Below are 22,977 nucleotides of genomic sequence, written 5' to 3' on the forward strand. Positions count from 1 at the left end.
CGGGGAGGAGCCTCCACGTGTACGAGACCGGATACCTGTCAGATCACGGTGCCCAGGGACGGATTCGCCGTGGTGCCACACCGGTGCCGGATCGCGAAGGCCTTGGCGAGCCCGGCCGACCAACGCATCGGCGCATGCATCGCGGACTGGATCATGTCCGGCGACGGGACGCGAAGCGGCCTCCTCGCTCGCCCGTCCGCCACGAGCGCGCGCCCCCTGCATCTGAAGAGAACCGACCACTGTGGACGATGTGGGCAGTGTGGCGGAGGGCTGGCTCGGTGGCCGACTCGTCCGAACGCGGCACGGATCGCGAACAGCCGCCCGACGGTGCCGTGGTGAGGCGCTACGGTGGGGCCGTGGAGCGCGGCGACCGGGATGAGGAGACCGAGCGCCTCGGTGATGACCTGCACGGGCTCGACCCGGAGGATCCCGAGGTGCAGGCCTTCGCTGAGCATCGCGACCGGATGCAGCGGCCGAACTCCGAGGCCACCGTGGAGGGCATGCTGCGCGGCGTGGACGACTTCGCGCAGAGCGTGAACCGGGCGAACGGTCACCGGAGGCTGATGGCCGTCGCGGTGGTCCTGCTGATCCTGTTCGGCGTGCTGTTCACGGTCTGGAACGCCGTCTCGTTCGTGTTCGGCACCTTCCTCGGCTGATCTGTCGGGGCCGTGGGGCATGCTCGACGCCTACCGTCGAATCGGAGTACCCGTGATCGAGACCGACCGCGAACGAGTCCTGGCCTACCGGCACGCCGTCCAGCAGTTGGACCGGTCCGCAGGCGCCGTCGAGAACCTCGGAGTGCTGCCGCTCGGCGTGCCGGACACCCCGGCGGGCTCGGCGCTGCAGTCGGTGCGCACGCGGATCCCCGGAGCGGAGCTCCCGGACTCGGTGGTCCTCGCCTGGTCGGTGCGCGGCAGCGCGCACCTGCACCGCGTCGCGGACCTCGCGGAGCTGGCCGGCCGGCTCTACCCGATGTCGGACGCGGACGTGGTGGCCCGGATGCCGGTCATGAAGTCGGTCGACGCCCCGCTCGCGGTGTTCGGCAAAACGGTCGCGGCGATGCGCGAGCACTCGCTCGAACCGACGGACCGGGGCACGCTGAGCGCGGCGGTCACCCGCGACGTCCCAGAAGCCTCGGCATGGTGCAAGGGATGCGAATCGACCCACGTCTTCTACTCGCTGTACCTGCAATCCGGGCTGGCGGCGGGCATCCGGCTCGTCCGCGCATCGGGGCGGCTGCGGATCACGGCGGCCCCGAAGTGGCACGTCCCGCAGCAGCCCGCCCGGACCGACGCCCTGATCAAAGACGTGCTGCGCCTGCTCGGCCCGGGCTCGGTCGCCGACGTCGCCGCGCTCCTCGGCACCAGCGCCACCGCGCTGCGGCCGGTCTGGCCGACGGACCTCGTCGAGGTCTCGGTCGCCGGGAAGCAGTCGTGGTTCGCGCCGGACGCGGTCGCGGCTCTCGACTCGCCGCCGTCACCACGGGGCGTGCGGCTGCTGCCGACCGGCGACCCGTACCTGCAAGCCCGGGATCGCGCGGAGCTGCTGCCGGATCCCGCGCACCGGAAAGTCCTCTGGCGGGCGATCGGCTCTCCCGGGGCCCTGCTCGCCGACGGCGAGATCATCGGCACCTGGCGAGCGAGGAAGGCCGGCAGCAAGCTCCAGGTGGACGCGACGGGCTTCCGCGCCCTGAGCGCCGCCGTCCGCGAGGAGGTGGAAACCGAGGCCCAGCAGTTGGCCGGGACCAGAGGGGCGAAGTCGGCCGTGGTGGCGTTCGACTCGATCTGAGACCGCGCCGATGCAGTTGATCTTCGCACGGATTAGCGTGGAGGCATGGATCCGGTCGCAGGAACCCCGAAGGTCACCAAATCCGATCAGGAGTGGCGGGAGCAGCTCAGCCCGAACGAGTACGCGGTGCTGCGCCAAGCCGCCACCGAGCCGGCCTGGCAGGGCGAGTACGTCGACACCAAGACGGTCGGGGTCTACGAGTGCCGCGGCTGCGGGGCCGAATTGTTCCGCAGCGACACCAAGTTCGAATCGCACTGCGGTTGGCCGTCGTTCTACGACCCGACCGACAGCGACGCGGTGATCCTCCGCGAGGACCAGTCGCTCGGCATGGTGCGCGTCGAGGTCCTGTGCGCGTCCTGCCACGGCCACCTGGGCCACGTGTTCGAGGGCGAGGGCTACCCGACCCCCACCGACCAGCGCTACTGCATCAACTCGATCGCCGTCCGCCTGACCCCGGCGGAGTGAGGTCACACGACGACTTCGACCTTGCACGGAAGCTTCGGCGCGCGGGACAGCCTCGCGTCGGCGGTCAGCAGTGGCACATCCAGACCAGCAGCGAGCGCCACGTAGAGCGCATCGTAGAACGTGAGGGCACCACGCAATTCCCACGCGGCTTGGCTGAGCGGGCCTACGTGCGGATAGCGGTGGTCGATCAAGTGCTTCATCGCCAGGAGCGCAGTGGTCGCGGCGTCCTCTTCGATCTGCCCGCCCAACTCCTGCCTTCTGAGCACGTTCCCGACCTCGGCGTCGACATGGTGCGGTGCATGGCACTCGCTCTGCAGCAGCTGATGCCGCAGCTGGCGGGCCTCGTCCGACACGACGGTGGTTGCCAACACGAGAGTCGAGGCGTCTACGACGAATTCCTTCACCGCCGATCAGCATCCTTTGCCGCGAGGATGCTTTCGACGGTCACTCCGGTACCGCGATCGCGCGCGAGTGCTGCCTCAACAGCCGCGAGCGCTTCCTCCTTCGTTCGCCGCGATGCCATGCGCACGACCTCGTCACGCATGTACGTCTGCAGCGACATCCCAGCGGATCGCGCCCGTTTGCGGATCGTCTCGTAAGCCTCTTCCGGGATGTCCCGGATCTGAATGGTCGCCATAGCGCGATAGTAGCGCGACAGCGCTACTATCGCGCTAATCTGATGGCCTTGTACCGGCTCAGGGGAGGCGGGTGACCAGGTCGGGGACGTCGACGCGGTGACCGGTGTAGAACGGGATCTCCTCGCGGACGTGCAGGCGGGCCTCGGTGCCGCGCAGGTGGCGCATCAGGTCCACGATCCGGTGCAGCTCGTCGGCCTCGAAGGCCAAGATCCACTCGTAGTCGCCCAGCGCGAAGGACGCCACCGTGTTCGCCCGGACGTCCGGGTAGTCGCGAGCTTCCTTGCCGTGGTCGGCCAGCATCGTGCGGCGCTCGTCGTCCGGCAGCAGGTACCACTCGTAGGAGCGCACGAACGGGTACACGCAGATGTACTTGCGCGGCTCCTCGCCCGCCAGGAACGCCGGGATGTGGCTCTTGTTGAACTCGGCCGGGCGGTGCAGCGCGACGTTGCTCCACACCGGCTCGGACGCCTGCCCCAGCGGGGTCTCCCGGCGGAACCCGGTGTAGGCCGCCTGCACTTCCTCGATCCGCTCGGCGTGCCACCAGATCATGAAGTCCGCGTCGGCGCGCAGCCCGGAGACGTCGTAGACGCCGCGAACCACGACGCCGGACTCGGCCAGCGAGTCCAGGTACTCCTGGGTCTGCTGCGCGGCCTTGGCCCGGTCTTCGGGCAGCGTGCCCTGCTCGATCCGGAAGACCGACCACATGGTGTAGCGGATGGTGTCGTTGAGCTCGTTGTAGTTCAGCCGCGCCATGCGTTCATGCTCCCACCTCGCGGCGACCGGCCTGCAGCAGGTCCCGCGTGATATCGGTCGCTGCCGCGGTCCCGGTGGCGATGCACGCCGGAACGCCGACCCCGTGCAGAGCGGCGCCCGCGATCGCCAGCCCCGGCACCTCGGCCACGGCGCGCTCGACATCGGCGACCAGGTCGAGGTGTCCCACGCCGTACTGCGGCAGCCCGCCGCCCCAGCGCGTCACGACGGAGTCCACCGGAGCCGTGGAGATCCCGGTCAGCTCCGCGAAGTCGGCCAGGACCCGGCGCAGCACTTCGGCGTCGTCCAGCCGCAGCTCAGCGGTCTCGCCGAACCGCCCGACCGAGCCGCGCACCAGCAGCTCGCCCTCGGCGCCGCGCAGGTGCGGCCACTTCTTGCTGGAGAAGGTGAATGCCTTGGCGGTGAACGGGGTTCCGTCCGCGTGCTGCTCGCCGCGCGCGATCAGCACGCCTGATGCCTCCGGCAGCCGCGCGTCGGGCGGCAGGGCGAGCCCGACCACGATCGAGGAGGACAGCTCCACCTCGGCCAGCTTCGCGGCCGCCGCCGGAACGACGTCACCGAGGAGCCGCCGAGCCGCCGGAGCGGGCACCGCGAGCACCACGGCGTCGACGTCCAGGAACTCCGGGCTGGGCGCGGCGCCGATCTCCAGGCGCCAGCCCTGCTCCGCCCGCGCCAGCTGCCGCACCGGGAGTCCGATCCGCACCTCGGCGCCGGCGGCGATCAGCAGCCGGTCGACCAGCTCCCGGTAGCCGTAGCGGAACGCGCCGAACACCGGCGGCTTCGGCGCATCCGCCGGTTTCGGCGCGGGCAGCGCCGCCGCCGCGGCAGCGGTGATCGACTCCGCTCCGGCGTCGAGCGCCGCGGCCAGCGCCGGGATCGTGGCCCGCAGGCCGAGCCGGTCGGCATCGCCCGCGTAGACGCCGCCGAGCAGCGGTTCGACCAGGCGGTCGACGACCTCGTCACCCATCCGCCCGCGCAGCAGCTCGCCCACCGAGATGTCGGTGCCGCCGAGCCGGACCGGCGGCAGTTCCGCCTCCGCCCGGACCGCGGCCACTCCCGCCGGGGAAAGCACGTCCTGCACCGCCTCCGGCGAAGCCGGGACGCCCATCACGGTTCCGCCGGGCAACCGGCAGGTCCGGCCTCCAGCGCGCACCGTCGCGGACACCGCGCCCGGGTGCACGACCTCTTCCGGCACACCGAGCTCCTCGGCCAGCTGCCGGACTTCCGGACGCCGGTCGAGGAACGCCTCCGCTCCGACGTCGTAGCGGCAGCCGGCGAGCTCGACGGTGCGGAGCTTGCCGCCGAGCCGCTCGCCCTGCTCGAAGAGCACGATCTCGGCGTCCGGCCCCAGCTCGCGGCGGAGCCGGTAGGCGGCGACGAGACCGGCGATGCCGCCGCCGACGACTGCGACCCGGCGCGTCATCACTGCTGCTTGCTCGCGGTGTGCACCAGCTCGACGACGCGGGTGAGCATCTCGGGGTCCGTGCTGGGCAGCACGCCGTGGCCGAGGTTGAAGATGTGGCCACCGGCAGCCTGGCCCTCGCCGAGGATCCGGTGCACCTCGTGCTCGATCGCGTCCCATCCGGCGAAGAGCAGCGCCGGGTCGAGGTTGCCCTGCACCACCGGCGCGGCGGCATCCGGCTCCGCCGCGCGCAGCCGCGCCGCGGCCTCGTCCAGCGGCACCCGCCAGTCCACGCCGACGACGTCGGCGCCAGCGGAGCGCATCGCGCCGAGCAGCTCGCCGGTGCCCACCCCGAAGTGGATCTTCGGCACGTCCGCGATCTCGGCGACGGCGGTGAAGATCCGCCGGCTGTGCGGCAGCACGAATTCGCGGTAGTCGCGCAGCGACAGGGCCCCGGCCCAGGAGTCGAAGAGCTGGATCGCGTCCACCCCGGCCGCCAGCTGCACCTTCAGGAACTCCAGCGTGGTGTCGGCCAGCCGGTCCAGCAGGGCGTGCCAGGTCTTCGGGTCGGAGTGCATCAGCGCCTTGGTGCGCTCGTGGTTGCGGCTCGGGCCGCCCTCCACCAGGTAGGACGCCAGCGTGAACGGCGCGCCGGCGAACCCGATCAGCGGCGTCTGCCCCAGCTCGCGCACCAGCAGCCCGATCGCGTCGGCCACCGGCGCGACCTGCGCCGCGTCCAGCGTCGGCAGCGCCGCGACGTCGGCGGGGGTGCGCACCGGGTTCGACACGACGGGGCCGGTGCCCGCGACGATGTCCAGCCCGACACCCGCGGCGTACAGGGGCAGCACGATGTCGCTGAACAGGATCGCGGCGTCGACCCCGTGCCGGCGCACCGGCTGCAGGGTGATCTCGCTGACCAATTCCGGCGTCAGGCACGCCTGCAGCATCGGCACGCCCTCGCGGAGCTTGCGGTACTCGGGCAGCGAACGACCCGCCTGCCGCATGAACCAGACCGGGGTGTGCCGGGGGGTGCCGCCGCGGGCGGCAACCAGCAGGGGGGCGTCGGCCAGGTTCCGGCGGGCCGACGCCGGCGCGGGGTTCGCGGAGTTCGTCATCGAGGTCGCTGTCCGTAGGTCGAGAGGCGTCCCGGGGACGGCGCCACGGCGGGCCGACCGGGCTTACGCGGCAATCTTCGCACGCACCCGCCCGCCCCTTTCTCCTGCCTCGGCGCCCCGCCGAGGACGACTCCGAGGCCGGCCGCGAAGCGTCTTCATCCCCCGTTCGGCGTGCCTCCGCAACCGCCCGCGCCCGGCCGCATACAGTCTGCGGCGTGACGGAGATGCCGGTGGCGCCCGAGGTTTTCCGGCAGGCGGTTGCCGCGTTGACGTCTTCGCGTCCGCGAGCGGAGATAGAGCTGACCGAGGTGGGGCCACCCAAGCGCCTCGCTCCTTGGGCTCATGCGCTCGCAGCGGAGGCGAACGGGCCGGCCGGTGAGCTGGCCACCGCCCGCTTGGTACTGCTCTACGACCCGGAAGGCCAGGAGGCGTGGGCGGGTGTGCTGCGACTCGTCGTCTACCTGCGGGCCGAACTCGATCCGGAACTGGCCACCGATCCGCTGCTGCCGGCGGTCGGCTGGTCGTGGCTGACCGATGCGCTGGAGGATTCCGGCGCGTCCTGGACCGCCCTGGGCGGCACGGTCACGCTGACCTCGTCGGCCCGCTTCGGCGACATCGCGGGCCCGGCCCGCAGCCACGATCTGGAGTTGCGCGGTTCGTGGACGGCCACCGACGCGGAGCTGGCGCCGCACGCGGCGGCGTTCCACGAGTTGATGGCGAGCGCGGCGGGCCTGCCGCCGGAAGGCGTCTCGATGCTCGGCGGGCGGTCCGGGACGGCGCACCGCGACTGATCGCGAGATCGCCCGATCACCGGCTGTGTCGGCCGACTCCGGCGCGTAAGGTTCGGCGCAACCGATCCCGTTTCCGTGGCGGCCGACACGCCGATGCGCGATTTCCTTTCGCGAAGACCCTGCGAGGCCGCCGAAACCGTTGATTGCGCAAGTTATTCACAATCCGCGTTCATGTTACGTCGCTTGGCCACGCTCCGACGTTACGGAGATAGCTCATAGTCACCCAAAAGAGCGATGCGATCATGTTCCGGTAACAACTCGATCGGGATAGATACCCGATTGATCGTCCCGCTGACCCGCTTGGGCGGTTACGCTGCCCCCGACGACACCACTTTCGGTCGATCAGTGGCGCGGCTGATTGGTCGAGAGTCCCGGTGCCGGTCGGGGGGCACGACCGACTCCAGGGAGGTAGTGACGTGGCTGCCGTCGGCTTAGGTCAGGCCGCTCGAACCACGCCCGCCGGCGCTTTGCCGGCCAACATGGTCCCGCACCCGCGGGAAGAGCTGTTCACGGTGCTCGTGGTGGACGACCATCCGCTGCTCCGGGAGGCAATCGCCGCCCGGTTGCTGCAGATGGGCGCCGGCACGGTGCACGAGGCCGCATCCATGGCCGAAGCCAGGGCTCGCGCCCTGGCGACCGGTCCGTGCGACCTCGCAATTCTCGATCTCGGACTCCCGGACGGGACCGGCATCGAGCTGGTAACCGAACTCCGGAGCCAGGGCTGGCCACGGATCGTGGTGCTCGCTTCGTCCGATGACCCGTATGCGGTCCGGGCCGCCTTCCAGGCAGGTGCGCAGGCGTACCTGCTGAAGTCGGCCTCGCCCATGGTGGTCACCGACGGCGTGCGCCGCGTGCTCGATGGCGGCGTGTACGCCGATCCCAGCGTGGCGCCGGTGCTTGCCGCCGGTACCCGCGTGCCGGGAACGGACAACACGCCTCGCGAGCTGTCCGGGCGCGAGGTCGAGGTGCTCCAGTTGGTGGCCGACGGCCGTTCCAACAAGGAGATCGGCGAGGCGCTGAACCTGTCCGCGCTCACGGTGAAGAGCCACCTGTCGCGGATAGGGCGCAAGCTGGGCACCGGCGACCGGGCGCAGATGGTCGCGCTGGCCATGCGGGCCGGCGTGATCCGGTGACCGGACGCTGACGCACCTGCACCGGTGCGGTCGACCCGACGAGCTCGGGTGGAGTAGCCCCACGGCGCGGGCCGAAGCACGTAAGGTCTGATAGCCGTGGAAGCTGCAAGCCCCGAGACCGTCGGGTCCGACCGCCCGGAGCCGGTGTTGTTGACCGAACCCACCGACGGCGTGCCGCCGGTGGTGGACACACCTGCCGCGTTGAAAGCCGCCGCGAAAGCACTCGCCGCGGGGACCGGACCGGTCGCCGTGGACACGGAGCGCGCTTCGGGTTATCGCTACTCGCAACGCGCTTACCTGGTGCAACTCCGCCGAGAGGGTGCCGGGACCGTGCTGGTGGACCCGATCGCGCTGGACGGTGCGCTCGATCCGCTGCCGCCGGCGCTGGAAGACACGGAGTGGGTGCTGCACGCGGCGTCCCAGGACCTGCCGTGCCTGGCCGAGCTCGACCTTCGACCGGCGCGGTTGTTCGACACCGAGCTGGCCGGCCGGCTCGCCGGGTTCGAACGGGTCTCGCTGGGCACGCTCGTGGAACGCATGCTGGGCTACCGGTTGGAGAAGGGGCACAGCGCGGCGGACTGGTCCCGCCGACCGCTCCCCCAGGACTGGCTGGTGTACGCCGCCCTCGACGTGGAACTGCTGATCGCCCTGCGCGACGCGATGCGCGACGAGCTGGAGCGGCAGGGGAAGCTGGACTGGGCGCACCAGGAGTTCGAGGCGGTCCGCAACGCCGCACCCGCACCGCCGCGGGCCGAACCGTGGCGCCGCACGTCCGGGATTCACCGGCTGCGCAGTCCCCGGCAGCTCGCCGCCGTTCGAGCGCTGTGGGAAGCCCGCGACACCGTCGCCCGGGACCGCGATCTCGCGCCGGGCCGCGTGCTGCCGGACTCCTCGATCGTGCAAGCCGCGCAGGCCAATCCGAAGACCGAGGCCGACCTGGTCGCCCTGCCGGTGTTCGGCGGGCGGCAGCAGCGGCGCCGGGCGTCGCTGTGGCTGCAGGCGCTGCGGGCGGCACGCCGGCTGGAGAACGACGAGCTGCCGGCGCCGGCTTCGCCGCACGACGGGCCGCCTCCGACCAACCGGTGGAGCGATCGGGATCCCGACGCCGCCGCGCGGCTGTCCGCGGCGCGTTCGGCGTTGTCGAAGATCGCCGAGCGCCACCACCTGCCGGTGGAGAACCTGCTGCTCCCCGACCTGGTCCGGCGGACCTGCTGGATGCCGCCGGAAGACCGCAGCGTCACCGGCGTGACGGAGCTGCTGCGCGACAAGGGCGCCCGCGAGTGGCAGATCGAGCTCACCGCGGAGGACCTGAGCAAGGCCCTCCACGCGACGCCCGCGGCAACGGCCGACTGAGGCCCGCCGGGTGGCGGTTCGCACCGAACCGCCACGCGGGGCGCCGGTCACGGATTGCGGCCGAGGAATGCGAGCATGCGGTCCTGCTCGGGTGCGTTCTCGGCGATGGGCACCTCGGGACCGCAGACGCCCTTGTGCCGGATGTTGTCGCCGAGGGCGCGAGCATCGGCGAAAACCCTGGTGACCTCGTCCGCCGGCAGCGCCTCGTCCTGCCCGGTGGCCCTGGCGATGTCCCACCCGTGCACGAGCAGGTCGAAGCAGAGGAAACGGTCGATCGTCGCCTCGGCGGTGGTGCGCCCGAACATCCCTTCGTACTCGCGGCCCGCCCGTTGCGGATCGTCGAGCAGCGCCTGGATCGCGTAGCGGGCCTCCAGCCACGCACCCAGCGGGTCGTCGTCCACGACCTTCGCCAGGACGATCGCCTCCCCGGCCCAGCTGGGGATGTCGCGGTGCACGTCGACGACGTGGCGCAGGACGTCCAACGCGGTCCAGCCCTCGCACGGGGACTGCGCCGACCACCCGCCGGCGGGCACCGCCTCGACGCGGCGGGTGAACTCGGTGGCCAGCGCGCGGTAGCGCTCGGAAGTTTCGCTCATGCCAGTTCCGCCTCTCCGCGTTTCACAGTGGTGGCTGGGTCCAGCTCGGTCTCGCGTTCCGCAGCTTCTTGTGGCTGGTTCGCGTCACGTTCCCCTGAGGTGCGGTTGAGGGGGACTCGGGTTGACGCAGGGCTGCTCATGCCCACAGCCTGCGCCGCGATGCGCCGCCCGGCGCGGGCAGATCCAGGGTCGGCCGATTGGTCGCCGTCGGCGGTGTTGATCAGGATGTGAGACAGCCGACACGGTCGGCCCGTGTGGTTACCGACGGGTAATAAGCGCTAGAGTGCGGTTACCGGCCGGTAATCGACCGACGATCCGGCCAGCACCATCCACCAAGCCAGTGAGGAGCACGCCGTGGCCGCACCTGCGTCGGCACCCGCCGACAGCCGCAGCCGCCCAGCGGTTCGGGACGTGGTCTTCGTCGACGGCGTACGCACGCCGTTCGGCAAGGCCGGTTCGAAGGGCCAGTACGCCCAGACCCGCGCCGACGACATGGTCGTCAAGGTCATCCGGGAGCTGCTGCGGCGGCACCCGGAACTACCGGCGGAGCGCATCGACGAGGTCGCCATCGCCGCCACCACCCAGATCGGCGACCAGGGCCTGACCATCGGCCGCAGCGCGGCGCTGCTGGCCGGGCTGCCCAAGTCGGTCCCCGGCTTCGCCATCGACCGGATGTGCGCCGGTGCCATGACGGCCGTGACCACCGTGTCCAGCGGCATCGCCTTCGGCGCCTACGACGTGGCGATCGCAGGCGGCGTCGAGCACATGGGCAACCACCCCATGGGCGAGGGCGTCGACCCCAACCCCCGCTTCGTCTCCGACAAGATCGTCGACCCGTCGGCACTGATCATGGGCTCGACCGCGGAGAACCTGCACGACCGGTACCCGACGCTGACCAAGCAGCGCACCGACGCCTACGCGGCCCTGAGCCAGCAGCGCTACGACGAGGCGCTGCGGGCCGGGAAGATCACCCCGGACCTGGTCCCGGTGTCCACCCGCTCCGAGCAGGGCTGGGGACTGGCCACCACCGACGAGCCGCCGCGCCCGGGCACCACCGTCGAGGCGTTGAGCGGCCTGAAGACGCCGTTCCGCCCGCACGGCCGGGTCACCCCGGGCAACGCCGCGGGCCTCAACGACGGTGCGACGGGCTGCCTGCTGGCCGACGCCGACACCGCGGCCGAGCTCGGCCTGCCGGTCGGGATGCGGCTGGTCGGCTACTCCTTCGCCGGCGTCGAGCCCGAGGTCATGGGCGTCGGGCCGGTGCCCGCGACCGAGAAGGCGCTGCAGCGCGCCGGGCTGAGCATCGACGACATCGGCCTGTTCGAGATCAACGAGGCCTTCGCGGTCCAGGTGCTGGCCTTCCTGGAGCACTTCGGCATCGCCGACGACGACCCGCGGGTCAACCCGTGGGGCGGCGCGATCGCCTGCGGCCACCCGCTGGCCTCCTCCGGTGTGCGGCTGATGACGCAGCTGTCCCGGCACTTCGCCGAGCGTCCCGAGGTGCGCTACGGCATCACGACCATGTGCATCGGCTTCGGCATGGGTGGCACGGTCATCTGGGAGAACCCGAACTACAACGCTGGAGACGCCCGATGACCAACGACTTCGCGGCGCTGTTCCCCGACGAAGTGGTGACCAAGGCGTTCACCCGGCTCGTCGACGTGCCCGGCCTGGCCGGCAAGCTCGCGCTGATCACCATCGACAACGGCCACGACCACACCCGGCCGTCCACCTTCGGTCCCGGCGGCCTGACCAGCCTGAACGCCGCGCTGGACGAGGCGTTCGCCGCCGAGCCCGCGGCCATCGCGGTCACCGGCAAGCCGTTCGTGTTCGCCGTGGGCGCGGACCTCTCCGGCATCGGGCGGATCACCGAGCGGGAGCACGCCCACCAGATCGCGCAGACCGGGCACGACGTGTTCCGGCGGCTCACCGAGTCGAAGATCCCGACCTTCGCCTTCGTCAACGGCGCGACGCTCGGCGGCGGCCTGGAGCTGGCGCTGTCCTGCCACTACCGGACGGTGGCGGCGAACGCCGGCGCCATCGCCTTCCCGGAGTGCTTCCTGGGCCTGTTCCCGGGTTGGGGCGGCACCCAGCTGCTGCCGAACCTGATCGGCCCGGACGCCGCGGTGACGGTGATCATCGAGAACGCGCTCAGCCAGAACCGGATGCTCAACCCGAAGAAGGCCCGTCAGCTGGGCATCTTCGACGAGCTGCTGGCCAGCCCGGACTTCCTGGAGGAGTCGCTGCGCTGGGCGGTCCGCGTGATCAACGGCGAGCAGGCCGTGACCCGCCCGGAGATCGACCGCGGCAAGGCCTGGGACGACGCCGTCGCCCGCGCCAAGGGCATCGTCGAGGCGCGCACCCACGGCGCATCCCCCGCGGTGACCAAGGCCGTCGAACTGATCGAGCTGGCCCGCGGCAACGACCTGGACGCCGGCTACGCCGCCGAGACCGAGGCGCTGACCGACGCGCTGATGTCCGACGAGCTGCGCTCGGGGCTCTACTCCTTCGACCTGACGCAGAAGCGCGCCAAGCGGCCCGCCGGGGCGCCGGACAAGTCGCTGGCTCGCAACGTCACCAAGGTCGGCGTGGTCGGCGCCGGGCTGATGGCCGGTCAGCTGGCGCTGCTGTTCGTGCGCCGCCTCGAGGTGCCGGTGGTGATCACCGACATCGACCAGGAGCGCATCGACCGGGGCGTGGCCTACATCCACGGCGAGATCGACAAGCTCGCCGCCAAGGGCCGCCTGTCGCCGGACGCGGTGAACCGGCTCAAGGGGCTGGTCACCGGCTCGCTGGACAAGAAGGCGTTCGCCGACGCCGACTTCGTCATCGAGGCCGTCTTCGAGGAGATGTCGGTCAAGCAGCAGGTGTTCGCCGAACTGGAGGAGCACGTCTCCCCCGAGGCGATCCTGGCCACCAACACCTCGTCGCTGTCGATCACCGAGATGGGTTCGAAGCTGAAGAACCCGGAGCGGGTCGTCGGCTTCCACTTCTTCAACCCGGTCGCGGTGCTGCCGCTGCTGGAGGTGGTGCGCGGCGAGCAGACCGACGATGCGGCGCTGGCGACCGCGTTCAAGGTCGGCAAGCAGCTGAAGAAGTCGTGCGTGCTGGTCAAGGACGCGCCGGCGTTCGTGGTGAACCGGCTGCTGACCCGGTTCATGGGCGAGGTCATCGCGACCATCGACGAGGGCACGCCGTTCGAGGTGGCCGACAACGCGCTGGTGCCGCTCGGCCTGCCGATGAGCCCATTGGTGCTGCTGCAGCTGGTCGGCCCGGCGGTCGCCCAGCACGTCAACGAGACGATGCACGCGGCCTACCCGGACCGGTTCGGGCTCAGCGACAACATGCAGCGGTTCGTCGACGCGCGCAAGGCCGCGGTGTGGATCACCGACGAGTCCAATCAGTCAGCGGCGCAAAGCGCCTCCGTGGGGGGCGGTGGCCGGGCGACGGGCGGGCCGGTCGTGGACCCCGAGGTCGCGGCGCTGTGGACGCAGGGCGACAAGCCGTCGACGTCCGAGCAGGTCCGCGACCGGGCGCTGAACGCGCTGGCCGAGGAGATCCGGATCATGCTCGACGAGGGCGTGGTCGTCGAGGCGCAGGACATCGACCTGTGCATGCTCCTCGGCGCGGGCTGGCCGTTCTGGCTGGGCGGCATCACGCCGTACCTGGACCGGGCCGGCGTCTCGGAGAAGATCAACGGCAAGCGATTCCTCGCCCCGGGCGTGGCCTCCGTGCACGCCTGACCGGCGATTCGCAGCCGACGGGGCCGGGGCGTTTCGCCCCGGCCCCGTTCGCGCACGTGAGCTCGGGTGCCGTGTTCTGCCATGATGGAGCCGGACGGAGAAGAGGTGATGGCCGGTGACCGCGCTTGTCCGGCACGAACTGGGGCCGTTCACGATCGCCGACTGGCACGCGCTGCCCGCCCGGGAGGACGGGTCGCGCCTGGAGCTCATCGAGGGGTACTGGCTCGTGACGCCGCCGCCGACCGGGCAGCACCAGTGGGCCGAGAAGCGGATCATCTCGCTCTTCGACCAGGCCATCACCGCTGCCGGGCGGACCGATCTCTACGTGGTCGGTGGCATCGGGATCGAGATCAGCACGAGTTACCGCTCCGCCCTCATCCCCGACTTCGTCGTCCTCGACACGCCGCCCGTCGGCACGTCGTTCCAGCCCGGGAACGTCCTGCTCATCGGCGAGATCTGGTCCCCGGGCAACACCTCCAGCGAGCAGCAGGAGAAGTTCCAGGCCTGCGAGCGAGCCGGCATCCCGTACTTCTGGAGCGTCGCCCAGGACCACGGCGGCCCCGTCGAACTCGCCGCCTACCGCCTCGAGAACGATCGCTACGTGTGCGACGCGACCGCGAAGGCCGGTCACGGGAACGCGCGGATCACCGCCAGCCCGCTCCCGTTCGAACTCGATGTGGCCTCGCTCCGGCTATGAGCTTCTAACGTCCCGGGTTCGTCGCCGCTGCCACGAACATCGGCAGCGCGAGGAAGAGCCGGTCGGCCTCCGCCCGCGCACGCTGCTCGGCCATCCAGCCGTCCGCCTGCTCGCGCGTGATGGCGCCGGTGGAGCGGGCTCCTGCGGCGAGTCCGGTGAGCATGGGCAGCATCGGCTTCCCGGTGAACACACCGGTGCGCACCTCGACCGCCACGTCGTCGAACGCGGCGTCCAGCAGCAGGTTCCGGTAGCGGCGGGCGGCGCGCGGGCTGGTGATCAGGTCGGCGCGGGCGTGCACGATGGTCCGGGTGAGGACCGGATCGTCGGAGTCGATGAGGATGTCGTCCCAGTCCTGGCCCAGCAGCACGATTCGCCCACCGGGCGCGAGAACCCGGCGCGCTTCCGCCAAGGCCCGCTCCGGCTCGGCCAGTTCGTGGAACACCTTGTCGGCCCGGTAACCGTCCACCGAGGCGTCCGCCAGCGGCAGTTCGCACGCCCCGGCGATCCGGAAGTCCGCCCCGGGCCACCGGTCGCGGGCGACGGCGATCATCTGCTCGTCCGGGTCCACACCGATGGCGCGCGCACCTCGTTCGGCCAGCTCCGCCACGGCACGTCCGGCGCCACATCCGACGTCCACCGCCGACCTCCCGGGGCCGACGCCGAGCAGGTCGTAGGAGAGGGTCCGCAGTTCCGCAGCGCCCGGCAGCCGGTCGGCCGCGTCGAGCCGTGCGATGAGGTCGTCCGTCGATTGCTTGATCATGGGCACCAGGCTGCGCCTTAATGTCGGCATGAAGTCAAGCGAGCACGAGTCGATGAGCATCGGTGCCCTCGCCGGTCGCTTCGGCCTGGCCACGCACGTCCTGCGCCATTGGGAAGCAATGGGGCTCCTCGCCCCCGCACGCGACGCAGCCGGACGCCGCCGCTACGACGCCGCCGACCTCACCCGCGTCGCCGTCATCCTGCGCGCCAAGGAGGCCGGGCTGTCCCTCGACACCATCCGTTCGCTGGCCGCCACCGGCGATCCCCTGAACCGGAGGGACATCCTGCGGGAGGAGGCAGCGGCTCTCCGCTCCCGCATCGCCGCCGCGCAGGCGTCCCTCGAACTCATCGACTGCGCCCTCGGCTGCGATCACGAGGACGTCACCCGGTGCGCCCATTTCCAGCAGGCGGTGGCGGATCGCATCGCCGTCTGAGCGTGCTCGGCCCGACGGTGCTACGGCGCGGCGGGGAGCTGGACCGTTACCGCGAGGCCGCCGGCCGGGAGGGATTCCGCCCGGACCCGGCCGTGGTGCGCCTTCGCCGCCGCTTGGACGATCGACAGGCCCAGGCCCGCGCCGTTCCTGGCCGTGCGCTGGACTCCGGCCCGGCGGAAGGGTTCGAAGAGCGATTCCACCTGATCGTCCGGAATCCGCGGCCCGGACGACGCGACCCGCAGAGTCGTCCACTGTGGATCGCTGCCGGTGCTGATCTCCACCCAGCCGCCATCCACGTTGTGCCGCACCGCGTTCTCCAGCAGATTGCCCGCGACGCGCTCCAGCAGCGCCGGATCGCCGACGGCGAAAGCCGGTTCCTCGCAGCACTTGATGCGCAGTCCGCGCTGCCGCGCCTCCTGCTCCACCGCGTGCAGCGCGCGGCCCACGAGCTCCGTGAGGTCCACCGGCTCCCGCACCGCCAACTCCACGCCTTCGGTGCGGGCCAGCAGCAGCAGCGCCTCCACCAGCCGCTCCGCGCGGGCCGTCGCTTCCCGGACCACATCGGCCATCCGCCGCAGCTCCGCCTCATCGGCGTCCGGGTCCGACAGCGTGACGTCGAGTTCCGTGCGGATCACCGACAACGGCGTGCGCAGTTCGTGACTCGCGTTGGCCACGAACCGGCGCTGCGAGTCGAACGCCGCCTGCAACCGGTCGAGCATCGCGTCGAAGGTGTCGGCCAGCTGGGCGACTTCATCGCGCGGGCCGCTCAGCGCGATCCGCTCGTCCAGCGACTCCGCGGACAACCGGTGCGCCGCCGCAGTCACGTCGTGCAGCGGGCGCAGGACCCGGCCGGTCACCGTCCACGCCAGCAGCGCGGCCGCCAGAACCACTGCTACGAAGGCGAATCCGCCGATCAACAGCACCTGCTGCCGCGCGGAGTCGCGCAGCGCCTCTCCCAGCAGCTCGGCGGGTACGTCCACGCCGTGCACCCGGACCGGCGTCCCGGCGGGCAGCCGGGGCACCGCGGCGACCACGTTGCCGACCAGCATCCAGCCCAGCCACAGCAGCAGCCCGCTCACCGCGGCGACCAGGGCCGTGGCCAGCAGCGTCAGCCGGGTTCGCAGTCCCGGACCGCGGCGGGTGATCGGTCGGGCGGCCGCGCGCATCGGCTCAGTCCCTGGCATGCTCGGCGCCGCCCGCGGACGGCACCCGGTAGCCGGAGCCGACCACGGTTTCGATGATGCCCGGCTCCCCCAGCTTCTTGCGCAGCGTCATCATCGTGACCCGCACCGTCGTGGTGAACGGGTCGGCGTTCTCGTCCCACACCCGTTCCAGCAGTTCCTCGGAGCTGACCACGCCGCCGCCGGCCGACAGCAGCACCTCCAGCACGCCGAACTCCTTGCGGGTCAGCTCCACCTCGCCGTCGCGCCGGTGCACGGTGCGCCGCGCGGAATCCAGCTCCAGCTCCAGCGCGGTGAGCAGCGGCGGCTGCGCCGGCGTGGCCCGCCGCCCCAGCGCCCGGACCCGGGCGATCAGCTCCGCGAACGCGAACGGCTTGGCCAGGTAGTCGTCGGCGCCCAGGGACAACCCGGCGACGCGGTCGGCGACGGTGCCGCTGGCCGTGAGCATCAGCACCCGGGTCAGCTCGCCGGAGGACACCAGCCGGCGGCACAGCTCGTCGCCGGACATGCCCGGCAGATCGCGGTCGAGCACCAGCACGTCGTAGCGGGTGATCGACGCCTTCTCCTGCCCGCTCTCGCCGTCGTAGGCGACGTCCACGGCCATGCCTTCCCGGCGCAGCCCGCGAGCTATCGCATCGGCCAGCGGCTTCTCATCCTCGACGACCAGGATTCGCACCCGTTCACCCTGCCACAGCCCGGCGGCGGAGCCGGGACGGCGTGCGCGGCTGCGCGACCGGCCGGTCGAGGGCCCGTTCCGCCGAGCGGACCGACATCAACGCCTTCGGCCGGGGCTGGGAGCAAAATCCTCCCGAAATCCGGCAAATCCAGTGAACCGATTCGGCCTTCGTGCGTCCAATGGAAAAGCGCTCAACGCACCGCTGGAGGATCATGCCCGGCAAACCGAACCAAGCGCCGGAACCGGATGACGCCGCAGGGCGCGAGGTGACGCCCGAGGAGGACGAGCGGCCGGTCGGCGAGCCCGACGCGCCGGACGGATCGTCCGCGGAATCCGCACCAGGTGAGGACACCGCGGCCGAACCGGATGAACAGCCGGGGCCGGCGGGCGAACCCGATCAACCTGCCGCCGCTCCGGAAGCCCCCGAGCCAGGTCCTCCCCCGGCCGCCCAGGGCGCGCCGTTGCCGCCGATGCAACCGGTGCAGGGAGCTCCGGTGCCGATGGCTCCGATGGCGCAGTTGCCGATGCCCGCGGGAACTCCTTATCCGCCACTCCATCCGCCGTTCGCCCCACCACCGCCGCTGTTCGACGCCTTCTGGCCGCGGCCGGGGGTCTCGGGCGCTCCCGTGGCGTTGCTCGCGGCGGTGATCGGCGGCGCCGCCGCGGCGATCTTCGTGCCGCTGGGCGGGCCCGGGATCGGCTGGCCGCTGCTCGGCCTGACCATCGCCGCCGGGATGTTCCTGGTAGGCCGCAAGGCGGAACGGAAGGTCCACATCGGACAGCTGTGCTGGGCGGTGACGGCCTTGCTGCTGCTGTCGGTGTGCGCTTTCCGGTCGGCGGACTGGCTCACGGCGTGGTGCGTGCTGACCGCCGGGGTCGCCGGAGTGCTCGCGGTGACCGGTGGGCGGAGCGTGCGGGGGTTCGGGCTGGCCGCCATCGCGATCCCGGTAGCGGCCCTCCGAGCCTTGCCCTGGGCGGTGCGGGGCGTGCGCGAACGCGGCCGCGGCTCGGTCGGCCTGCGGCTAGTGGCGTCGCTGGCGGTCACGGTTCTGCTGCTGCTGATCTTCGGCGCGTTGTTCGCCGGCGCCGACGAGAACTTCGCGGCGCTGGCCTCGGCCGTGCTGCCGCGCCTCGACGGGGAGTCCTTCTTCCGCTGGACGTTCGTGCTGGTCGTCTTCGGGGCGGCCACCCTGGGTGCCGCCTTCACCCTGCTCCGCCCACCGGAACCGGCGGAGGCGACCCGCGAGGTCAAGACGCTGCGGCGGCTCGAATGGGCACTGCCGATCGGCGTGCTGGTTGTGCTGTTCGCGGCGTTCATCGCGGTGCAGAGCACTCCGATGTTCGGCGGCGAGCAGCACGTTCAGCACACCGAGCAGCTGACCTATGCGGGCTACGCCCGCAGCGGCTTCTGGCAGCTGACGTTCGTCACGATCCTCACCCTGCCGATCATCGGCGCCGCGGCGCGCTGGGCGCCCAAGAGCACCGAGTTCGATCGCAACCTGCTGCGCGGGCTGGGCGGTGCGCTCGCCGTGCTCACGCTGCTCATCGTGTTCTCCGCGCTGATCCGCATGTGGGCCTACCAGGACGCTTACGGCTACACCGTGATGCGCCTGCTGGTGATGTCCTGCGAGCTGTGGCTGGGCGTGGTGTACCTGCTGGTCATCGCAGCCGGCGCCCGGCTGCGGGCAGGCTGGCTGCCCGCCGCGGTGGTCGGCACGGCGATGGCGGCGCTGCTCGGGCTGGCGGCGCTCAACCCCGACGCGTTCATCGCCGAGCGCAACATCGCCCGCTTCGAGGCGACCGGCAAGCTCGACCAGGAGTACCTGGAGAGGCTGTCGGCGGACGCGCTTCCCGCGCTGCAGGGCCTGCCGGAGGCGGCCCGCGGGCCGGTCGTCGCGGAGATCACCGAGGACCTGTCCGACGAGGGCTGGCGCTCCTGGAACCTCTCCGACCACCTGGCCCGTCAGTCCTGACGTGAACAGTGATCAGCGGGTGCCGCCCGGGCTGGGCGGCACCCGCTGATCTGTGGTGAGACCGGAACGCCGACAGGTCAGCCGTTGGCGGCTTCCGGGCGGTCCGGGTCCGCCGCGACCCGCAGCGCGACGCGCCCGTCGCCGCGCTTGGCGACCCACTCCGTGATCCGGCGGGCGATGTCCTGCTCGGTGAGGCCGAGGTCGGCCAGCACCTCCTCGCGCGAGGAGTGCGTCAGGAAGCGGTTCGGCACCGCCAGATCGCGCAGCGGCACGTCCAGCTCCGCGTCGCGCAGCGCCGCCGCCAGCGCCCAGCCGAACCCGCCGTGCCGACCGCAGTCCTCCAGGGTGACCACCAGCCGGTGCTGCGCGGCCATCTCGACGATCTGATCCGGAACGGGCAGCACCCAGCGCGGGTCGACCACGGTCACCCCGATGCCCTGCGCGGCGAGCCGCTCCGCCGCGGCGACCGCCAGCTTGCCGAACGCGCCGACCGCGACCAGCAGCACGTCGTCCGCGTCCCCCGAGCGGCGCAGCACGTCGACGCCGCCGACCCGCTCCACGGCCGGGACCTCCTCGATCACCGAGCCCTTGGAGAACCGCATCACGGTCGGGCCGTCGTCGACGGCGACCGCCTCGCGCAACTCCTCGCACAGCGTCACGGCGTCGCGCGGCGCGGCGACCTGGATGCCCGGGATCAGGCCCAGGATCGACAGGTCCCACATGCCGTTGTGGCTGGCACCGTCGTCACCGGTGATGCCGGAGCGGTCCAGCGTGACCGTGACCGGCTGCTTGTGCAGCGCCACGTCCATCAGCAGCTGGTCGAACGCCCGGTTCAGGAACGTCGAGTACACCGCGAACACCGGGTGCAGGCCGCCCATCGCCATCCCGGCCGCCGCGGTCATGCCGTGCTGCTCGGCGATGCCCACGTCGATGCAGCGGTCCGGGTACGCCTCGGCGAACTTCTTCAGCCCGGTCGGGCCGAGCATCGCCGCGGTGATGGCCACCACGTCCGGGCGCTCGGCACCGATGCGCACCAGCTCCTCGGCGTAGACGTCCGTCCAGCTCTTCGGGGCCGGCTTGGTCGGCAGTCCGGTCTCGGGGTCGATGACCTTGACCTGGTGCATCTGCTCGGCCTGGTCGTTCTCGGCCGGCGCGAACCCGTTGCCCTTGCGGGTCACCGCGTGCACGATCACCGGGCCGCCGAAGGACTTGGCCATCTGCAGCGCGTGCTCCATCGCGCGCAGGTCGTGGCCGTCGACCGGGCCCAGGTACTTGATGCCGAGGTCGGAGAACATCACCTGCGGGCTGATCGCGTCCTTGATGCCGCTCTTGGCCGCGTGCAGTCCGGTGTAGAGCGAGCGCCCGACGACCGGGAGGTTGCGCAGCGTGCGGCGGCCGCTCTCCAGCGCCTTCTCGTAGCTGGGGTTCAGCCGCAGCGCGGCGAGGTGCTCGGCGAGGCCGCCGATCGTCGGCGCGTAGGACCGGCCGTTGTCGTTGACCACGATCACCACCGGACGCTCCTGGTCCGCGGCGATGTTGTTCAGCGCCTCCCAGCACATGCCGCCGGTGAGCGCGCCGTCGCCGACGATCGCCACCGCGTGCTGCGGCTTGCCGCCGAGCTGGAAGGAGCGGGCCAGGCCATCGGCGTAGGACAGCGCGGTGGAGGCGTGGCTGTTCTCCACGAAGTCGTGGGCGCTCTCTGTGCGCGACGGGTAGCCGGAGAGGCCGTCGCGCTTGCGGAGCTGGTCGAATCCGTCCTGCCGACCCGTGATGATCTTGTGGACGTACGCCTGGTGCCCGGTGTCGAACACGATGGCGTCCTGCGGCGAGTCGAAGACCCGGTGGACGGCCAGGGTCAGTTCCACCGCGCCCAGGTTCGGCCCCAGGTGCCCGCCGGTGCGGGACACCTTCTCGATCAGGAAACGCCTGATCTCCGAAGCCAGTTGCGCCAGCTCAGGGTGCGTCAGGCGCTTTACATCGGCCGGACTGTGCACGGACCCCAGCAGCGTCACCGTTCCACCTCACTCGTCGTGCCGGTCGGGTTCATTCGCATGCCGGGGCCGGGCTGGCTGCCTGGCTCCGCCGCGATGCATAGCGCGTCCCAGTCTACGGAGGGGGCTGCCGACGGCCCGGCGTGGTGCGCGGCACCGTGCGCAACCGCGCGGCTACCCGGAGCACCACCTGCGCATTCCGCCGAACCGCTGGGGTCAGCGGCGCCCCGCGGACCGCCCGATGCGATCGCCTCGGCCCCACGGTTTTGCGCCCTGCTCACCGGGCGGCGCCCAGCGCTGTGGGGGTCATCACCGCGGGAACGGCCGCCACTCGGGCAGCGGGGCGTGATCCGGGCGGAGGTCTCCCCAGGGCGGGCTGCCGGGCGGCAGCTGGTGCAGTTCGGCCTGGTCGAGGCGGCGCCGCACCCGGAGCCGGTCGACGGCCAGGAACGCGCCCGCGCCCAGCACGGCCACCGCGATGATCCACAGCACCGGGTCGCCGATGCCCCGGCCGATCGCGGTGGTCAGCAGCATCGAGCCGAACACCACCAGCACGCCGCCGAGCAGGATCCGGAACGCCGGGTAGGCGTGTGCCCGGCTGCCGCCCCGCACCGTCGTGGCGCGAGCGGCGGCCCAGCCGCGCAGCCGGTGCCAGGCGGCGAGGTCCTGCGGGCCGGTGCGCAGCGGCCACGCCGCGGTGGCGCGCCGCCGGACGATCGCGGCGACCAGTTGCGGATCGGCGACGTGGACCACCCACTGCTGCGGCCCGGCGACCAGCCGGAGCGCCGGGCCGCTGCGCAGGCGGATGCCGGTGCCGCCAGGTAGCGGCCACCAGCCGCCCGATTCCCCGCTGATCTCCCCCGCCTGCGCGAAGGCCAGCTCGGCCAGGGGCAGTGCCTGCCGGACCCGTCCGGCGCTGCCGGTCCGGTCGAGCACGATCCGGTCCCGACCGATCAACAGGCGCCCGCTGCCGAGCGCGTCGAGCGGCACCGCGATCTCGACGTCCAGCTCCGCGAGATCCCCCGCGAGCCCGACGAACCGGCGGTGCGCCAGCACCGCCAGGGCGGGCGAGGCGATCACGGCGACCAGCGAGACCGCGCCGATCGGCGCGGCGAACACGACGTTGACGATCGCCTGCGGCACGGCTGCCAGCAGCGCCCAGCCCGGCCAGCGGCGCGGCGTGCGGGAGTCGGCCAGCCACGCCGCCGCGGCGACCACGATCCAGCCCGCGGCCCACCCGGTGAAATAACCGGGCACAGTGGACGAACCGAGCAGCAGCAGGCTTGCAGGGACCAGCACGATTCCCAACGCCGCCAACAGGAACGCGGTCGCCCGGCACCCTGGCACGGCGTCCGGCGCCGTCGTCCCCGGTGCCGGGACGGGCTGCACCGCGGGCCCGGTAGCGGGCGGGGCCGGGAGGACCTCCGGCACGTGTTCGCGTTGCGTCATCTCATGGATCCCGTTCCCGCCC

The 22,977-nt window shown here is 71.9% G+C and carries 22 protein-coding genes; 11 read left to right on the plus strand and 11 right to left on the minus strand.

Annotation, left to right across the window (positions count from 1 at the left end; translation table 11 throughout):
• Nucleotides 1-17 precede the first annotated feature (17 nt).
• The 3 genes from ACWEV3_RS05945 to msrB are packed head-to-tail and all read left to right on the plus strand — an operon-like array spanning nt 18 to nt 2,253.
• A complete protein-coding gene (locus tag ACWEV3_RS05945; protein ID WP_452612797.1) occupies nt 18-656 on the plus strand; it encodes a hypothetical protein in 639 nt (212 codons plus the stop codon).
• Between the two features lie 52 nt (nt 657-708).
• Complete coding sequence (locus tag ACWEV3_RS05950; protein WP_452612798.1) at nt 709-1,788, plus strand: DNA glycosylase AlkZ-like family protein; 1,080 nt, start codon at nt 709-711, stop codon at nt 1,786-1,788.
• Between the two features lie 45 nt (nt 1,789-1,833).
• Complete coding sequence (msrB, locus tag ACWEV3_RS05955; RefSeq protein WP_452612799.1) at nt 1,834-2,253, plus strand: peptide-methionine (R)-S-oxide reductase MsrB; 420 nt, start codon at nt 1,834-1,836, stop codon at nt 2,251-2,253.
• A gap of 2 nt (nt 2,254-2,255) precedes the next feature.
• On the opposite strand, the gene ACWEV3_RS05960 is transcribed toward msrB, so the two are convergent.
• Genes ACWEV3_RS05960 through hemE form a run of 5 tightly spaced genes read right to left on the minus strand, consistent with a single transcriptional unit; the run spans nt 2,256 to nt 6,179 of the window.
• Entirely contained in the window at nt 2,256-2,657 is a 402-nt protein-coding gene (locus ACWEV3_RS05960; protein ID WP_452612800.1) for a type II toxin-antitoxin system VapC family toxin, read from the minus strand.
• A complete protein-coding gene (locus ACWEV3_RS05965) occupies nt 2,654-2,890 on the minus strand; it encodes a FitA-like ribbon-helix-helix domain-containing protein (RefSeq protein WP_452612801.1) in 237 nt (78 codons plus the stop codon). The genes ACWEV3_RS05960 and ACWEV3_RS05965 overlap by 4 nt, the downstream gene beginning before the upstream one ends.
• A 58-nt stretch (nt 2,891-2,948) precedes the next feature.
• Complete coding sequence (hemQ, locus tag ACWEV3_RS05970) at nt 2,949-3,644, minus strand: hydrogen peroxide-dependent heme synthase (protein WP_358305878.1); 696 nt, start codon at nt 3,642-3,644, stop codon at nt 2,949-2,951.
• A 4-nt stretch (nt 3,645-3,648) separates the two neighbouring features.
• Nucleotides 3,649-5,085 (minus strand): protoporphyrinogen oxidase, encoded by a 1,437-nt coding sequence (hemG, locus tag ACWEV3_RS05975; protein ID WP_452612802.1) that lies wholly within the window; start codon nt 5,083-5,085, stop codon nt 3,649-3,651.
• Complete coding sequence (gene hemE, locus ACWEV3_RS05980) at nt 5,085-6,179, minus strand: uroporphyrinogen decarboxylase (RefSeq protein ID WP_452612803.1); 1,095 nt, start codon at nt 6,177-6,179, stop codon at nt 5,085-5,087. The genes hemG and hemE overlap by 1 nt, the downstream gene beginning before the upstream one ends.
• A gap of 215 nt (nt 6,180-6,394) precedes the next feature.
• Here hemE and ACWEV3_RS05985 point away from each other — a divergent pair, with 215 nt between their 5' ends.
• The 3 genes from ACWEV3_RS05985 (at nt 6,395) to ACWEV3_RS05995 (ending at nt 9,456) form a co-directional block, all read left to right on the plus strand.
• On the plus strand, nt 6,395-6,970 hold the full coding sequence (locus tag ACWEV3_RS05985) for a DUF3000 domain-containing protein (protein ID WP_452612804.1): 576 nt from the start codon (nt 6,395-6,397) through the stop codon (nt 6,968-6,970).
• A gap of 416 nt (nt 6,971-7,386) precedes the next feature.
• Entirely contained in the window at nt 7,387-8,103 is a 717-nt protein-coding gene (locus ACWEV3_RS05990; protein ID WP_093264979.1) for a response regulator, read from the plus strand.
• Between the two features lie 90 nt (nt 8,104-8,193).
• On the plus strand, nt 8,194-9,456 hold the full coding sequence (locus ACWEV3_RS05995; protein WP_452612977.1) for an HRDC domain-containing protein: 1,263 nt from the start codon (nt 8,194-8,196) through the stop codon (nt 9,454-9,456).
• Nucleotides 9,457-9,503: 47 nt separating this feature from the next.
• Here the strand turns inward: ACWEV3_RS05995 and ACWEV3_RS06000 are convergent, their stop codons facing one another.
• Nucleotides 9,504-10,052, minus strand: a complete 549-nt coding sequence (locus ACWEV3_RS06000) for a TIGR03086 family metal-binding protein (protein WP_452612805.1) — start codon at nt 10,050-10,052, stop codon at nt 9,504-9,506.
• A 354-nt stretch (nt 10,053-10,406) separates the two neighbouring features.
• On the opposite strand from ACWEV3_RS06000, the gene ACWEV3_RS06005 reads away from it, so the two are divergent.
• The 3 genes from ACWEV3_RS06005 to ACWEV3_RS06015 all read left to right on the plus strand — a co-directional run bounded on the left by ACWEV3_RS06005 (nt 10,407) and on the right by ACWEV3_RS06015 (nt 14,492).
• Complete coding sequence (locus ACWEV3_RS06005; protein ID WP_452612806.1) at nt 10,407-11,648, plus strand: thiolase family protein; 1,242 nt, start codon at nt 10,407-10,409, stop codon at nt 11,646-11,648.
• Entirely contained in the window at nt 11,645-13,795 is a 2,151-nt protein-coding gene (locus tag ACWEV3_RS06010) for a 3-hydroxyacyl-CoA dehydrogenase NAD-binding domain-containing protein (protein WP_452612807.1), read from the plus strand. Before ACWEV3_RS06005 ends, ACWEV3_RS06010 begins: the two co-directional genes overlap by 4 nt.
• Before the next feature lie 115 nt (nt 13,796-13,910).
• Nucleotides 13,911-14,492, plus strand: a complete 582-nt coding sequence (locus ACWEV3_RS06015; protein WP_452612808.1) for a Uma2 family endonuclease — start codon at nt 13,911-13,913, stop codon at nt 14,490-14,492.
• Between the two features lie 4 nt (nt 14,493-14,496).
• On the opposite strand, the gene ACWEV3_RS06020 is transcribed toward ACWEV3_RS06015, so the two are convergent.
• Entirely contained in the window at nt 14,497-15,252 is a 756-nt protein-coding gene (locus tag ACWEV3_RS06020) for a methyltransferase domain-containing protein (RefSeq protein ID WP_452612809.1), read from the minus strand.
• A gap of 28 nt (nt 15,253-15,280) precedes the next feature.
• Here ACWEV3_RS06020 and ACWEV3_RS06025 point away from each other — a divergent pair, with 28 nt between their 5' ends.
• Nucleotides 15,281-15,685, plus strand: a complete 405-nt coding sequence (locus tag ACWEV3_RS06025; protein WP_452612810.1) for a MerR family transcriptional regulator — start codon at nt 15,281-15,283, stop codon at nt 15,683-15,685.
• A gap of 20 nt (nt 15,686-15,705) precedes the next feature.
• Here ACWEV3_RS06025 and ACWEV3_RS06030 read toward each other — a convergent pair whose 3' ends face one another.
• Nucleotides 15,706-16,869 (minus strand): sensor histidine kinase, encoded by a 1,164-nt coding sequence (locus ACWEV3_RS06030; protein ID WP_452612811.1) that lies wholly within the window; start codon nt 16,867-16,869, stop codon nt 15,706-15,708.
• Nucleotides 16,856-17,542, minus strand: coding sequence for a response regulator transcription factor (locus ACWEV3_RS06035; protein WP_452612812.1), 687 nt, complete (start codon nt 17,540-17,542; stop codon nt 16,856-16,858). Before ACWEV3_RS06035 ends, ACWEV3_RS06030 begins: the two co-directional genes overlap by 14 nt.
• A gap of 212 nt (nt 17,543-17,754) precedes the next feature.
• Here ACWEV3_RS06035 and ACWEV3_RS06040 point away from each other — a divergent pair, with 212 nt between their 5' ends.
• Nucleotides 17,755-19,515: a DUF4153 domain-containing protein gene (locus ACWEV3_RS06040; protein WP_452612813.1), complete on the plus strand. Its 1,761-nt coding sequence runs from the start codon at nt 17,755-17,757 to the stop codon at nt 19,513-19,515.
• Nucleotides 19,516-19,592: 77 nt separating this feature from the next.
• On the opposite strand, the gene dxs is transcribed toward ACWEV3_RS06040, so the two are convergent.
• Together dxs and ACWEV3_RS06050 are read right to left on the minus strand one after the other, a co-directional pair.
• Nucleotides 19,593-21,527 (minus strand): 1-deoxy-D-xylulose-5-phosphate synthase, encoded by a 1,935-nt coding sequence (dxs, locus tag ACWEV3_RS06045; RefSeq protein ID WP_452612814.1) that lies wholly within the window; start codon nt 21,525-21,527, stop codon nt 19,593-19,595.
• Between the two features lie 288 nt (nt 21,528-21,815).
• A complete protein-coding gene (locus ACWEV3_RS06050; RefSeq protein ID WP_452612815.1) occupies nt 21,816-22,955 on the minus strand; it encodes a hypothetical protein in 1,140 nt (379 codons plus the stop codon).
• Nucleotides 22,956-22,977 lie beyond the last annotated feature (22 nt).

It is taken from the genome of Saccharopolyspora sp. NPDC003752, assembly GCF_053605825.1.